Genomic DNA, 14,829 nt, shown 5'->3' on the forward strand with positions numbered 1-14,829 from the left:
AGTGTGTGATGAAGCGCCCGACCAACCGCCGCACAGTATTGATGACCGCCGGAGCTGCGGCCGTCGCCGCGGTCGCCGGGCCAGTCGCTGCGCAATCGCCGGATATTCGTGGCGCAGTCACATTCGAGGGCGGCGCGGTCCCGGAAGGTCATCTAGAAATTTACCTCGAGGATCCTGCCATTCAGGACGAAGCGCGACGTCGCGCCACGGAAACGCGCATCAAAAGCGACGGCACGTCAACGTCGATAGCATTTTCCTTGTCCCCGCCCGCCAGCGTGAATGCTTCGCCAACGCTGCGGATCGTTGCGCGCCTGGAGCGCGCGGATGGCTGGCTGGTCGCGCGCGGCAGCACACGGTTCGAGGCGGGTTCGCCTGTCTACGTCACGCTCAATCCAGTTATGTATTGAAGAGCCAAGACTACAGCGCCGCGCGTCTTATCAGACGCGCAAAGGTCGCTGTAGCACTTTGGCACACGTGATCAGTCGAGCGGGATCATCACCCGTCAGGGACAGTTCCGACCCGCTGGAATCCATCGAGCGCACGCCGCAAGCGAGTGGTGGCGACCCGACCGAGCATGATTGGCGTAAGGGACCGGCCGAGCGACAGGAGCGAGCGCCCCTTGTCTTGCGATCTCACGCGCACCACCCGATCCAGATTTATAATCAGAGAGCGGCTGACGCGGAAGAATGGCGGCGTCGGAAGCTCTGCGTCGAACTGGCCGAGCAACCGGCATACCAGATGGTCCCGTGCATCCGCCATCACGATGCGCGTAAAGTCCGCTTCGGCGGCCAGCATGGCGATCCCGTCGGTCGGCAGGACGAGTGTTTGGCCCGCCATCCTGATGTGCAAGCGTCGCCTGCCCGGCATGACCACCGGCAGCACGGTTGCCGTGTCATCGAGGACCTTGCCGCCGAGTTCGAGTGCGTGCCGATAACGCCGCAACCGCTCGAGGGTCAGCGCCAGGCGCTGCCGCTCGACCGGCTTCAGCAGGAAGTCGAGCGCTGCGACATCGAAGGCTTGAGGCGCGTAGGTGCCATGTCCGGTCACGAAGACGATCGCGGGCACCTGATCGAGCCGCTTGATGAGGCCGAAGCCGTCATCGTCGCCAAGGTCGATGTCGAGGAAGATCGCATCTGGCCGCAAGGCGTGCGTCAGTTGATGCGCCTGATCCAGTGAGCCGGCTTCGCCGACGACTTCGACATCCGGGTGCGCTTGCATGAGTCGCTTCAGCCCGCGCCGGGCCGGCGGCTCGTCGTCGACAACCATCACGCGAAGCATGCAGCCCCCCTCAGCATCAGTCGCGCGATCACCTTGTCGCCGGCCTGGATCAGTGTGAGTGCGTGGCCGAGTGGATAGTGCAGTTCCAGCCGGCGGCGAATGTTGGCGAGACCGATCGGCGGACGGTCACGCTCGCCCGCCTCCAGCCGGCCGGGATTGCTGATCTCGATGAAGAGGTCGGCATCCCGACACTCTACGGTGATGCCGACCGCGAAGCGGCTGGCCGGCGAGCGCAGTCCGTGCTTCACGGCGTTCTCGACCAGCGGCTGTAGAATGAGGTGCGGCACGGCGACCGGCCGGGCGGCGGGGTCCACCTCGACCACGCAATCGAGGCGACCTTCGAACCGCAACTCCTGGATACGGATGTAGGCCATCATCGCTTCGATCTCGTCCGAGAGCGGACAGATGCGACGCGTTTGGTTCTCGAGCAAGTAGCGCAGATACGCCGTGATCCGATGGATCATCTCAAGCGCGGTGTCCGGCTCCTCCGGAATCTCCATCGCGACAGTGTTCAGCACGTTGAACAGGAAGTGTGAATCGAGTTGCAGGCGCAGCTGGTGAAGCTCGGCCCGCAGCGCCTCCTCACGAGCCCGGTGGCGCCGCATCCGTTGCTTTCGGGCGTCGGCATCCGCCTTGATCCAGAGATAGGCAAGAGACCATCCCAGAAAGATAAGGGTATAGTAGATGGCCGGGATTACCGAGCCATTGGCGCCATAGTCCGGATCGATGTTCGGCTGCAGGACGTCCTTCATTGCGTTGGCGATCAGCATCTGCAGCACGCCACCGGCAATCGAGAGCGCCAGGGCGACTGCAACGACCGTCAGCGTGACGCCGCCGATCCGGTGACGGAATATTCGGTAAGCAAGCGTAGTGAGCGCGAACCCAAGCGGCTCGAGAACGGCGGTCAATGCAAACGCGAACGCCACGTCCTCGAATGCGAGAATACGGCTGACGACGGCGAACAGCGCGCCGAAGAGCCAGCCGGCCGTCTGCGCCCGCCAGAACGAACCGAGCGCACCCACCAGAACGGTACCCGACCCGTTGAATTTTCGCTTCGTCCGGCTCCGCCTGTAGCTTGGATCCGCGATGTGACTTCCACTCAGATCGGGAAGCAGATCGGGCTCGGCAATAACAACCATCGAGCTGTAATTCCCTAATTGCCGTCATCCCGGGGCAGGATTGGTTTCTTCACCGAGTAGATCGACCGGTTCATCGAATAGGGCGTGTCTATGCGCGGAGGGCGCATCATTAATACCTATAAGGAGTCGCATATTCAGCGCGTCGCACACTCGCACGTTGAGCATGGTGGTGCAAGGTTTGCCGCCGTGTGTCGATGTATGAGCGCCATTTTTCGGGGGGATACATCGGATGAAGCACGCCACCAGAACCAGGAAAGCCCGGCCGAGGTCTTCGCTGGCAGCATTCGGACCCGGCGTCCAAGCTGCGTTTCCGTCCGAGCGGAACACGTCGCATTTTTTGATCGTGCTGGCCGTAGGGCTCAGCGGGGCGGCCCTGGCCGGCGAGGCGTATGCGGGTTGCAATGGAAATGCAACCCAGACGATCGGCCAGGTCGACTATGGATACACATGGTCGGCCTGTTGGGGCGACAGTGGTGTCGATGACAAGGATGAGAAGAACGGTGATCCCGGAGCGAGCATAACGATCAACACCCAGGCGTCGTACACGGCCGGCGCCAGTCTCCCTTACACCATGCCCTGGGATTCCGTCGGCGGTGTCATCATGACATACACAATGGGTGGCGCTGGCGTCGACGAGGGAACCGCCGGCGCCGGGGGCGCCGTGACGATCACCAATTACGGCCCCATAACCCTGACCACCTCGACGGATCCAGGCTCGATCGGCAGCTTGATTTCGGCAACGAGCTTCGGCGGCTCGGGGGACGGGGATAACGACAACTACAAGTCCAACGGTGGAGCTGGCGGGTCGGGAGGCTCGCTGACGATCACCAACTACGGCGCGCTGAGCGTAGAGTCGCTCAGCCCGAACACGGCCAGGGGCATGGCCGGCATCCATGCCGTGAGCAAGGGTGGCACCGGCGGTAATCAGAACAGCGGCGCGGCGGGCGACCAGTTCGGGGGGGTCGGCGGCAGCGGCGGAAGCATCAGCATCACCAACACCGGGCAGGTGAATCTCGGCAGCGCGACCAACCCGCTGAACGGGCTGGACTATGTCTGGGGTCTCGCCGCCGAGTCCATCGGCCAGGCGGGGGGGCACGACAATGGCGCGGGTGGCGCGGGTGGCGCCATCCAAATTCACAACGGTTCATCCGGCGGAAATGCCTCGATCGGTGCGATCAACATCTACTCGAACAGCGCCGACAGCGCGCGCGGCATCTATGCATTCAGCCAAGGCTCTTATGGCACGGCCTCTCAGGATTCATCCGACGATGGCGGCGCCGGCGCGGACGGCGGCCAGTTCAGCATCGACACCTATTCCGATATAGCCGTGGTCACCACCGGCTCCGACCCCAACGAACTGTCCGGCGGCATCGTTGCCATCAGTCAGGGTGGTGATGGCGGCGCCGGCACCGCGTCAACGACCGGAGGCCGTGGTGGGAACGGCTCTGCCTTCGGCTCTACCCTGAGCGTCCAATCAGGTGTCACGGTTTCGACAAAGGGCGATTATGTCGCCGGCGTCGTCGGGTTGGCCCAGGGCGGGCGCGGCGGCGACGGCGCCAGCGGCGAGAAGGACAGCTCCGGCGGTAGAGGCGGCGACGTCGGCGCGATTCAGATCAACGTCTATGGCGGTTCTATCGAGACAGATGGCATCCAGGCCTACGGCCTGCTGGGCGGAAGCATCGGGGGCCAGGGCGGCAATGGTGGCGACGACACGGCCGTTGTCGGAACGAGCGGCGGCGGCGGCTTCGGTGGCAATGCCGGCGGCGTCGGCGCGTATGTCACCACCGGCTCCAAGATCACGACAACAGGGGATTTTTCCGCTGCGGTCACTCTGCACTCGATCGGCGGCGGCGGCGGGACGGGGGGCGACTTCACGGACGTGCTCGGCGGTGGCGCGGGCAATGGCGGCAATGGCGGCAACGGCAACACCGCTACCATCAACAATGCTGGCGGGACGATCAGCACCTCGGGCGGGCATTCCTACGGTATCCTGGTGCAGTCGATCGGCGGCAGCGGCGGCACAGGCGGAATCGCCGAAGGATTGACGCTCGAACTGGGCGGCGATGGAGGCGAGGGCGGTTCTGCCGGGGCGGCCAGTGTCCAGAATACAGGCGCAATCACCACCGACGGTTATTCGGCGCATGGCATCCTGGCGCAGTCGATCAGCGGCGGCGGCGGCGCTGCCGGCACCGCTGGCGGCATTCTGTCGATCGGCGGCACCGGCGGCAACGCCAACTACGCGGGGAATGCCGAGGTCCAGAGTTCAGGCGCCATCAGCACCGGCGGCGACGCGGCGATCGGCATCCTGGCGCAATCGATCGGCGGTGGCGGCGGCTCTGGCGGCGGTGCCAAAGGCATCGCGACAGTCGGAGGCTCGGGTGGCGCCGGCGGTTACGGCACCTACGCCAGCGTATGGCTGAACGGCGGCTCGATTGCCACGCGGGGCGAGATGGCGCATGGGATCATGGCGCAATCGATCGGCGGTGGCGGCGGCAACGGCGGCAGTGTGATCGACATGTCGGTCGGGATTCCGGCGCTGGGCGTCGGTGGAAGCGCCACGGGCGGCGGCAGCGGCGGGTGGGTTTGCGTCACCAATGAAAATTCGGGCGGCGACTGTTCTACAGGCTCCGGAGCGCCGCAGGCCGTCGCGATCGCGACCGCGGGTGCCGGCGCGGTCGGCATACTCGCGCAGTCGATCGGCGGCGGCGGCGGCAATGGCGGTAACGCCACCGGCGGCGATGCCGGGTTCGGCAGCTTCCAGATTGGCGGTGGCGGTGGCGGTGGCGGCTACGCAAATACCGCAAACGTCGGTTTCCAGGGGCTGACCCTGACGACCCAGGGCTCGCACGCCGCGGGGATCGTGGCGCAGTCGGTGGGCGGCGGTGGCGGCACCGGCGGCACCGCCAGTTCCTATTCCGCCGGTATCGGCTTCACGGCGTCCGTGGCGGTCGGCGGTACCGGTGGCAATGGCGGCGCCGGCGGCGAGGTCTCCGTAAGCCTGACCGACAGCGCCATCAGGACCGGCCAGGGCGGTGGAGACGTGACCGACGCCATCGGCGTGCTCGCGCAGTCGATCGGCGGCGGTGGCGGCAATGGCGGCTCATCGATTGCCGACGCGCTCACCGTGGCGGTGCCGACCGGCGAAGACGTCTCTCTGGCGATGAGCGTCGCCACGGCGGTCGGGGGCAGTGGTGGATCAGGCGGGACTGCTAAGGAGGTGTCGCTGACGCTGGACGGCAGCACCGCCGTCTTCACGAAAGGCGATTCTTCGCATGGCCTCCTGGCGCAATCGATCGGCGGCGGCGGCGGCAATGGCGGCAGTGCGTCGTCGATGTCTTCGACCGCCGGCACGGTGGACACGATCAGCGCCGACATCGGCGTCTCGGTCGGCGGCTCGGGCAGCGCCGGCGGCAATGGCGGCGCCGTCACGGCCGCTCTCAAGGACAGCGCCTCGGTGACGACGGCCGACGACTATGCCAATGCGATCGTGGTGCAGTCGATCGGCGGCGGCGGCGGCAATGGCGGCGTAGGCAGCGTCAACAGCAAGGAGATCGGCAGCGGCTTCAACCTGACGGCAAACGTCGGGGTCGGCGGGTCTGGCAGCGGCGGAGCCAGTGGTGGAAACGCGATCGTCGGCCTCGACAGCGGTACCCACCTGCAGACCAGCGGGTCCGGCGCGCGCGGCGTAATCGTCCAGTCGATCGGTGGCGGCGGCGGCACTTCGCAGGGCGCCAGCGTCGGGCTGTCGGCCAGCGCCAGCCTGCCCGGCGGTGGCGAGGAAGCCGCTGAAGCGGAAGAATCCGAAGAGGGCAGCGGCGCCTTCTCCGCATCCGTCGGCGTTTCGGTTGGCCGGACCGGCGGCAGCGGCGGCTCGTCCGGCACGGTCAACGTCACCACCGCGGGTACAATCTCTACCTTCGGCGCGGACGCCGACGGGGTGCTTGCACAGTCGATCGGCGGCGGCGGCGGGTTGGGTGGTTCGGTGGGGCAGGCGTCTTCCGGCGATTCCGAACCACTCGATGACGAAGGCGACAGCGAGTGCGCCAGCGAAGGCGGCAATGGCGATGACGGACACGGCTACTGCTTCGGCGTCAGTGTCGGCGCCACCATCGACGATGGCGGCACTGGCGGCACGGCCGCCAATGGCAACGCGGTCACGTTGACCCATGCCGGCCACATTGCCACCGCGGGCGACTGGGCAGACGGCATCGTCGCCCAATCGATCGGCGGCGGCGGCGGTGCGGGCGGCACCTCCACCGCGTCCGGCAGCCAGGCGACGGCCAACATCACCGTCGGTGTCGGCGGCAGCGGCGGTGCGGGCGGCAATGGCGGCGCGGTCGGCATCACCTTCGACGATAACCATGGCAACAGCATCAGCACCGCGGGATACAGCGCCTATGGCGTGTTGCTGCAGTCGATCGGCGGCGGTGGCGGGCAGGGCGGCGACGGTTCCGACGAGGCGGCGGGCAGGATCACCGTCGGCGGCGGCTTCGGCGGCAGCGGCGGTGCGGGCGGCAGCGGCGGCATGGTCACCGCCAAGGGGTGGATCAACCTTTCGACGAGCGGCGATGACGCGCACGGCATCGTCGCGCAGTCGATCGGCGGCGGCGGCGGCGTCGGCGGCGCCGGAAGCAGCACGGCCGCCGAAAAAGAGCACAGCCACACGATCGATCTCGTCGTCGGCGGCAGCGGCGGTGTCGGCGGTAGCGGCGGCGAGGTCGATCTCAGCGTCGGCACGACCCTCAGCACTTCCGGCGCCCGGGCATTGGGCCTCGTCGCCCAGTCGATCGGCGGCGGCGGCGGCATCGGGGGCGCCGGCGAGGCCGACAGCATTGCCTCGCTGGTGGTGGGCGGCTCAGGCGGTGGAACAATAGACGGCGGCGCCGTCACGGTCGACCTGACGAGCCAGAGCTCGATCACCACGCAGGGCATAGCCGCCCATGGCGTCGTCGCCCAGTCGATCGGCGGCGGCGGCGGCGTCGGCGGCGCCGCCTCGGGTGCGCCGCTCTCCTTCACCGGCAACAGCCCCGGCAGCTACGGTGACGGTGGCGACGTCGCCGTCACGGCCGACGGCAGCATCTTCACGCGCGGCGACTACGCCTTCGGCGTGCTGGCGCAGTCGATCGGCGGCGGCGGCGGTTTCGGCGGCAACGCGACGAGTGCCTTTATCGGCTCCAACGGAAATCTCTCGTCGGACGGCAAGAGCGGCAATGTGACGGTCAGCCTCGATGCCGGCAGGACCATCCAGGCGTCCGGCAAGGACTCGATCGGCATATTCGCGCAGAGCGATGCAGGGACGGACAACAACGGCACGATCGATGTGACCGTCAATGGTACTGTCACCGGCGGCTCCGGCGACAACGGCGCCGGTATCTGGGTGTCGGCCGGGAAAGACAACGTGGTGACCGTCAATTCCGGAGGCAATGTCTCGGCCGCTTCGGGTGTCGCCGTGCAATATACCGCCGGCATGAACTCGCCCGAAGACAGCGCCCTGGTGGTGAATAACGCCGGTACGATCAGCGGCAGCGTGAAGGGGGCCCTAACCGTCGCGGCCAAAATGCCGAGGCTTGCCCGCTCCGGCCGCGACACCGTAGTCTCCGTCGTCAACAAGACGGGCGGCGTGCTGACGGATGCGGAGATCTACGAGGCCGACGTGATGAATCATGGCCGGCTGACGATCGGCCAATCCGGCGGCATCGACGCCACCCGAATCACCGGCGACCTCACGCAGGATGCAGGTGGCATACTGGGGTTCACCGCCGACTTCGCCGGCTTCCGGATGGACCGGCTGATCATCGACGGCGACGCGACGCTCGCCGGCAGGTTCACGGTGAACGCCATCAGCGTCCTGCCCGACATCAGTCTGCCGTTCCTCACCGTCGCAGGCACGCTGGACCATGCGCTGAGCGCCGAGTCGTCGATCTTCGATTATTCCATCAGCCGGGCGGGAAACGAGCTGTCGGTTTCAGCGGACTCGGCTCACTTCACCGATCCCGGCGCCATGCTCAACGAAGACCAGATCAATGTCGCCGGCCATCTGCAGGAGGTTTGGGACGCCGGCGGCGGTTCCTTCGGCACGCTTTTCGGAACGCTCGGATCTCTGGCCGACCGCAATTCCGGCGACTACGCGGCTGCTCTCTCCGACATGTCGCCCGGCATTTCGGGCGCGGCCGCGGCCGGCAGCATCGCCATGACGCAGCAGCGTCTCGACCTGCTGTTGAGCTGTCCGATGTTTGCCGATGGCACCTCGGCTCTGGTCGAGACCAGTTGCGTTTGGAGCCAGGCCGGCGCACAAACACTCGACCAGAAGGCCAGCGGCGGCATGTCGGGCTTCGATACGACGACCTACGCTCTTCGGGCGGGGGCCCAAATGGAGGTGTCGCCGGACTGGTTCGTCGGCATCGCCGGCGGCTATGACCGCAGTTCCATTCGCGGCGACGACGGCCGGGTCGACGCCGACGGCGACATCATCTATGCCGGCGCCTCGTTGAAACATGAGATCGGGCCGTGGCTTCTTTCGGGCGCCGTCGCCGGCAGCTATGGTTGGTACGACAACACGCGCACGATCCGCATCCCGGGCTTCGCCGGCCAGGCCGAGGGCGATCCGGAGATCTACAACCTCAGCACCCGTGTGCGCGCCGCCTATACCTTCGCCCAGGACCCCTATTATGTGCGGCCCCTGGTCGATCTCGATCTGATCTACTCGCATGCCAGCGGATATCGCGAGTCGGGAACCGGCGCGCTCGACCTCCTGGTCGACGATGCCGGCCAATGGAGCTTCCACGCAACCCCGGCGATCGAGGTCGGCACGCGGGTGGAGGTGAACGAAACGACGGTGATGCGGGCGTTTGCAGGCGCCGGAGTGAGCTTCAGCACTGTCGATAGCTGGGATACCTCGGCCCGGCTGGCCGGTGCACCGGCCAGGATCGGTATGTTCGACAGCGAGGTGCCGCTGGCAGATGTGGTCGGGCGGGTAACCGCGGGCCTCGATCTTGCAACGGATAGCGGCTTCGGTCTCCGCGTGGAATATAACGGCTCATTCTCGGATACCTACAACAGTCATGCCGGTTCGCTGCGCTTGAGCCACAAGTTCTGAGGAGACGACTCGAGACAATGCAGCTGCACAGGAGCAGCGGACGCTCCGGGCGGGGCGTCCTCGACGCGGCTTCGCATCACTGTTCCGGCACGGAAAGATTTTCCAAACAGAAAGATTTTCCAAAGTCAGCGGATCTCCGGCCAAGCCATGTCCTGACTCGGCCCGGATCGCGGGGTAGACGAGGTTCGACAAACGAATTCGGGAGCCTCATGAAAATGCGCATCGCATCATTAGCATTCACGCTGTCCGTCCTTGCCTCGTCCGCGCTCGCTGCCGACATAAGCCCGCTCGTCGACGCCGAATGGGTCAAGGCGAATGCCGGCGACAAAGACGTCGTCATCCTCGACATCCGCGACAAGGTCGCCGAGACGGAACTTGGCGACAAACCCTATATCCAGGGCGCGGTTGTTGCACCCTATGCGAGCGCCGGCTGGCGCACCGAGGTGGGTGGCGTCCCCGGCATGCTGCCGCCGCTGGAGCAGATCACCAAGTTGATCGGCGATCTCGGCATCGACAATGACGATCACGTCGTCATCGTGCCCTGGGGTACCGATTCGACCGAGTTTGGTGGCGCGACCCGCGTCTATTGGACGTTCAAATATCTTGGCCATGAGGAAGTTTCGATCCTCGACGGCGGGTGGCGGCAATACGACGCCGCCGGCGGGACACGCTCTGCCGAGGCTGTAAAGCCCGAACCGGCGACGTTCCACGCCGAGCCGCAGGAAAAGCTGCTGGCGACGACCGAGGAAGTCGCCGCCGCGCTCAAGGCCGGCGTCAAGCTCATCGATGGCCGGCCGGCCGAGCAGCACCAGGGCAAGTCGAAGAGCCCGGTCGTGCGCGCCAACGGCACGATTCCGGGGTCGATCAACATCGAGCACTCCAAGCTCTACAGCCAGGACCACGCGCTCTTCGCCCGCCCCGAGACTGTGAAGGCCCTGACCGAGGCCGCCGGTCTGGCTGCGGAGGAGGAAAACATCACCTTCTGCAACACAGGGCATTGGGCATCCGTAACATGGTTCGCCCTGTCCGAGGTGCTAGGCAACAAGAACACCACCATGTATGACGGCTCGATGGCCGAATGGACGGCCGATCCGGCGCGCCCGGTCGAGAACAAGTCGGGCACCTGACGCCAGCGGACCAGGACCGATCCGCGCCAACGGAAGAACAGGCCAATGTCCGCAAGCTGCGGACATTGGGATTTGACCAATGCCGCATAGGCGGCGGGATTTCGAAATGACCGACATTTCCTTTGATCGTTCGCGATATTTGCCGTCGGCGGTTGTCGACCGTGGGCCGGCGCTCGTAGCCGGCGGCGCACTGCTGATAGGCCTTCTCGTCATCGCGCAGTTGATCGATCTGCGGCAGGCGGCCCTCTTCGTCGTCGGCGGTCTGTTGGGGGTCGCCCTTTATCACGGCTCCTTCGGCTTCACAGGCGGGTGGCGCCGGATGGTGGTCGAGCGCCGCGGGCGCGGCATCCGCGCCCAGATGCTGATGATCGGCGTGGCGGCATTGGCCATGATCCCGCTGATCTCGGCGGGCAGCCTCGGTGGCCAGCCGCTCGTCGGCGCGCTGGCGCCGGTCGGGGTTTCGGTACTCGTCGGGGCTGCCATGTTCGGGTTGGGCATGCAGCTTGGCGGCGGCTGCGGTTCGGGCACACTGTTCACGGTCGGCGGCGGTTCGGCCCGCATGCTCGTAACGCTTACCTTCTTCATCGTCGGCGCGCTCATCGGCTCGGCACATCTTCCGTGGTGGCTGACGCTTCCATCCTTCGGCACGATCGATCTCGGCCGGCAGCTCGGGACCGGCACTGCGATCCTCGCGACGCTCGCAGGCCTCGGCCTCGTCGCCCTGGCGACGGCGCTGATCGAGCGGCGGGCGCATGGCAACATCGAAAGGGAGCCGGAACCGTCGCGTCCGGGTTGGACCTGGCTGCTTTACGGTCCATGGCCCCTGGTGGGGGCAGGGCTGCTCATGGCTCTGCTCAACGTCGCCACGCTGCTCCTTGCCGGCCATCCCTGGTCGGTCACGTTCGGCTTCGGCCTGTGGGGCGCCAAGGCGGCGCAAGCGGTCGGCGTTCCGGTCGCGACGTGGGAGTTCTGGAACTGGCCGGGGCCGCAAGCGGCGCTCAGTGCAAGCGTGCTCGCCGACGTCACATCGGTGATGAATTTCGGTATCGTTCTTGGCGCGGCAGCCGCCGCGAGTCTTGCCGGAAAATTCGCGCCGAAGGCGAAAATCCCGCTTGGCTCCATGCTCGCGGCCGTCGTCGGCGGTTTGTTGATGGGCTATGGCGCAAGGCTTTCCTTCGGCTGCAATATAGGCGCGCTGTTCTCCGGCATCGCTTCGGGCAGCCTGCATGGCTGGCTGTGGTTTGCAACTGCCTTTGTCGGCTCATTCGTCGGCATCTGGATGCGTCCGCTTTTCGGTCTCGACGGGTTCAAGAAGAAATGACGACAAGGAACACGCTTCTTTTCGGTGCAGCGCTGGCGGCGGCGACCGCCGCTGTGGCAGTCGATCACCACAATCATCCCGTTCCGCGCGCCCAGCCAGCAGCGACCTCCGGTTCGGCAGGAGGGGCAGCACCCTGTGCCGCAGGTGCCCCGTGCTCCGCTGCCGCGCCGTGCGCCGCCGGCGCTCCGCTCGCAGCACCACCTCCACCGCCCGCGCCAATGCCCTCTATGCCTTGTGCCGCCGGAGCGCCCTCAACGGCAGTGGCACCCAAGCTCGCGCCTCCGCCGCCGCCGGCTCCCCTGCCGACCGAGGGGAAGAAGCTTCCGCCGCCTCCGCCGCCCGCTCCCTTGCCGGTACAGGGAAATGGCTGAGGAAGCCGTAGAACTCGCGCGCCGCGAGATCGCCTACTGCGAAACCTTGCTCGCCAAGGGCGGCCTCAACGTGCTCAGCGAGACCTTTCGCGACACGGCTGAAATCAAGGCCTGGGACCACTACCCGACCGGCGATGTGTTCGACCCGACGAGCGGCGCGCAGTGGTTCTATCACTGCCACCCGGCTGAAGAGGGGGCGGAAGAACACGGCCATTTCCACTGCTTCTTGCGACCGCAAGGACCGCAAGGGCCGATCCACCATCTCGCGGCTGTGGGGGTCGACGCTCACGGGCGCCTTCTGCGGCTTTTCACGGTGAACCAGTGGGTGGTCGGCGATGATTGGCTCGGCGCGGAAGGCACGATCGCTCTTTTGCCGCGCTTCGACGTGCAGATGCCGCGGCCGTCTTATCTCGTGAACCGTTGGCTGACGGCAATTTTCACCGCCTACGAGCAACAAATAACCGAACTGATCCGCGAGCGTGACCGCACCTTGCTGGCACACCGTCAGCCCGAAAGCGTCGAAGCGCGCCAGGACCGCGCGCTGGAAGTCACTTCGGAGTTCAAGCTCTCAGGTCGCTAGACTAGATGCGGCGAACGACGATCAAGCATATCCCGTTAATTCCACGCCAAAGCTCCAAAGAGTGCGGTTCCGGCTCCGAATCTGGGTGAATGAGTGCCTGGAAAGTCCTGTAATCACAGGCGTTCTATGGAATCGGCGCTACCGACCTGAAGGTACAACCGGATGATTGAATTCAGGTCACTGACCGAAGCAGATTTTTCTGATGTTGTGTGAATGGCTAAATAGCCCTCATATGCGTGCTCACTATCAGAAGACGCCGATAACGATCGAGGAAGTTCAGGGGAAGTATTCTGAGCGCCTGAGCCCAAGCCATCCCACCCATTGCCATATAGCCCGATATAATGGTGAGCCTTTTGGAATGTTGCAGTGCTATTCGCTTCGCAACTATCCCGATTTCGCGTCTGAGATAGGCGAGCAAGACGGCGTAGCCGTCGACCTATTTATCGGTGAGGAGCGTTTCATAGGGAAGGGCTTTGGGAAGGCTATGCTTCGCTCCTATGTGCTGAACGTGGTTCCTTCCATTTTTCCGCAAGACTGCAAATGCTTCATCTGTCACGCTAAAGAGAACAAAATAGCTATTCGTGGTTCGCTGTCCGCAGGGTTTCTGCCGTATCGAGACGTCATCGAGCGCGGCGTGGAAAGTCTGCTACTTTCATTCGACCGACCGATTTAGAGGGATTGGGACTTAAAGCCGAACTGGGCCGTAATGCGCTCGACCGTCTCGGTTATCACGGGTATCGACGACGACCGGCTTGCGGACCTGAAGTTACGAGCTGTCGGCGAACTACCTCGAGCCAGAGAAGCGGCCCAGGATTGCCTTCTGTTGCTTAAATCGCTGCGCCATTCTTTGCGCGTGCACGCGCGCTCGCTTCGGCATGGTTCACCCTGCCAAGATATGTCTTGGCACGCACGATCGGGTCGTGCAGATACTGCTCCGGTCCGAGCATCTGGTTGTCATTGAGATCGCGCCTGTCGAGCAGATCAAAGGTGACGCGTTCGAGGCGGCAATTCCATCCTTCCGGAGATCGGCCCGCCCATCCGTTCGTGTGGTATGTCAGCAGTCGGCTCCGAAGCGAGTAGCCGTGGTGGTCGAAAGCGATTACGCCGTCGGTCACGAAAATATGGTTACCGGCGAAGCCTTCGCCGGGGATGATGCGCTCGGCATAAAATCCGGGAAGGGGTGCCTCGCTCAAAAACACACCGGCGAGAATGGCACACGCGCCATTTCCGAAGAAGACGCGGTCAGGCAGAGCCCAGCGCCGCACCGGGTCCTTTTTTATGCCGGGCTTCAACGTGTACAAGGTAGGTGCACCATCCAAACTGAATCGGCGACCATCAGCGTGTTCGATGATCATTGTCGCGTCAATCAAATGATCAAATGCCGTCGAAAGGAACAAAACCGCCTGGATGTTCCATAACATGCGTTATCTGATTTTACGCCTTATAGTTGCGGACTAAGGATTAAGTGCGACTTACGATAGATGCCAATGGACTATCACGCTCAGGAATGGCTCATGAGCGCACCTACTCCCAGATCGATATGGATGAACGTCGCAGGATCGCTCGCTGGCGATCGGCCGGCCTGAGCGCCCCGTCATCGCCGAGAAGCCCTGCCGCAGCGTCGTGCGAGGCGCAGGCCGAGGCATGCCCGACGGCGCTACGCCCGCCGCTTACACCGCAAAGTTGAAGTGTCCTGATCCTGCAAAGTAAGAACGTCACTCTCCCGGCGTTTTGACGTCGTAGGAGATTGCGGATGGGATTGATTGCGATGAGTAAGCGGTATCTGCAGCGGATCGAGGTTCTGTCGCAAGTGATCGAACTTGATTCAAAGCAAGTTGAGTGGAAGGATGTCCGGGCCTCAACGGTCGCTGGCGCCGCTCTAGGAGGCGCTCGTCATCTGGAAATTCGGAGCGAAAC

The 14,829-nt window shown here is 64.8% G+C and carries 9 protein-coding genes; 6 read left to right on the forward strand and 3 right to left on the reverse strand.

Annotation, left to right across the window (positions count from 1 at the left end):
* The first annotated feature begins 8 nt into the window (after nucleotides 1-8).
* Nucleotides 9-407, forward strand: coding sequence for a hypothetical protein (locus tag M1D43_RS22010; RefSeq protein ID WP_010975829.1), 399 nt, complete (start codon nucleotides 9-11; stop codon nucleotides 405-407).
* Nucleotides 408-495: 88 nt separating this feature from the next.
* Here M1D43_RS22010 and M1D43_RS22015 read toward each other — a convergent pair whose 3' ends face one another.
* Both M1D43_RS22015 and M1D43_RS22020 read right to left on the reverse strand, forming a co-directional pair.
* Nucleotides 496-1,278, reverse strand: a complete 783-nt coding sequence (locus M1D43_RS22015) for a LytR/AlgR family response regulator transcription factor (protein ID WP_014527139.1) — start codon at nucleotides 1,276-1,278, stop codon at nucleotides 496-498.
* Entirely contained in the window at nucleotides 1,266-2,417 is a 1,152-nt protein-coding gene (locus M1D43_RS22020) for a sensor histidine kinase (RefSeq protein ID WP_010975831.1), read from the reverse strand. The genes M1D43_RS22015 and M1D43_RS22020 overlap by 13 nt, the downstream gene beginning before the upstream one ends.
* 229 nt (nucleotides 2,418-2,646) lie before the next feature.
* On the opposite strand from M1D43_RS22020, the gene M1D43_RS22025 reads away from it, so the two are divergent.
* From M1D43_RS22025 to M1D43_RS22045, 5 genes are all read left to right on the forward strand, one after another.
* Nucleotides 2,647-9,513 carry an autotransporter gene (locus M1D43_RS22025; protein ID WP_027990786.1) on the forward strand — a complete coding sequence of 2,289 codons (6,867 nt, stop codon included), beginning with the start codon at nucleotides 2,647-2,649 and terminating at the stop codon, nucleotides 9,511-9,513.
* 215 nt (nucleotides 9,514-9,728) lie between these two features.
* On the forward strand, nucleotides 9,729-10,640 hold the full coding sequence (locus tag M1D43_RS22030) for a sulfurtransferase (RefSeq protein ID WP_013850619.1): 912 nt from the start codon (nucleotides 9,729-9,731) through the stop codon (nucleotides 10,638-10,640).
* A gap of 106 nt (nucleotides 10,641-10,746) precedes the next feature.
* Nucleotides 10,747-11,961: a YeeE/YedE family protein gene (locus tag M1D43_RS22035; RefSeq protein WP_013850618.1), complete on the forward strand. Its 1,215-nt coding sequence runs from the start codon at nucleotides 10,747-10,749 to the stop codon at nucleotides 11,959-11,961.
* Nucleotides 11,962-12,324: 363 nt separating this feature from the next.
* Complete coding sequence (locus M1D43_RS22040) at nucleotides 12,325-12,912, forward strand: DUF6969 family protein (protein WP_015008257.1); 588 nt, start codon at nucleotides 12,325-12,327, stop codon at nucleotides 12,910-12,912.
* Between the two features lie 232 nt (nucleotides 12,913-13,144).
* A complete protein-coding gene (locus tag M1D43_RS22045; RefSeq protein ID WP_231198593.1) occupies nucleotides 13,145-13,585 on the forward strand; it encodes a GNAT family N-acetyltransferase in 441 nt (146 codons plus the stop codon).
* Between the two features lie 154 nt (nucleotides 13,586-13,739).
* Here the strand turns inward: M1D43_RS22045 and M1D43_RS22050 are convergent, their stop codons facing one another.
* Entirely contained in the window at nucleotides 13,740-14,333 is a 594-nt protein-coding gene (locus M1D43_RS22050) for a hypothetical protein (protein WP_015243019.1), read from the reverse strand.
* Nucleotides 14,334-14,829: the final 496 nt, after the last annotated feature.

The organism is Ensifer sp. R1-3 (assembly GCF_056739175.1).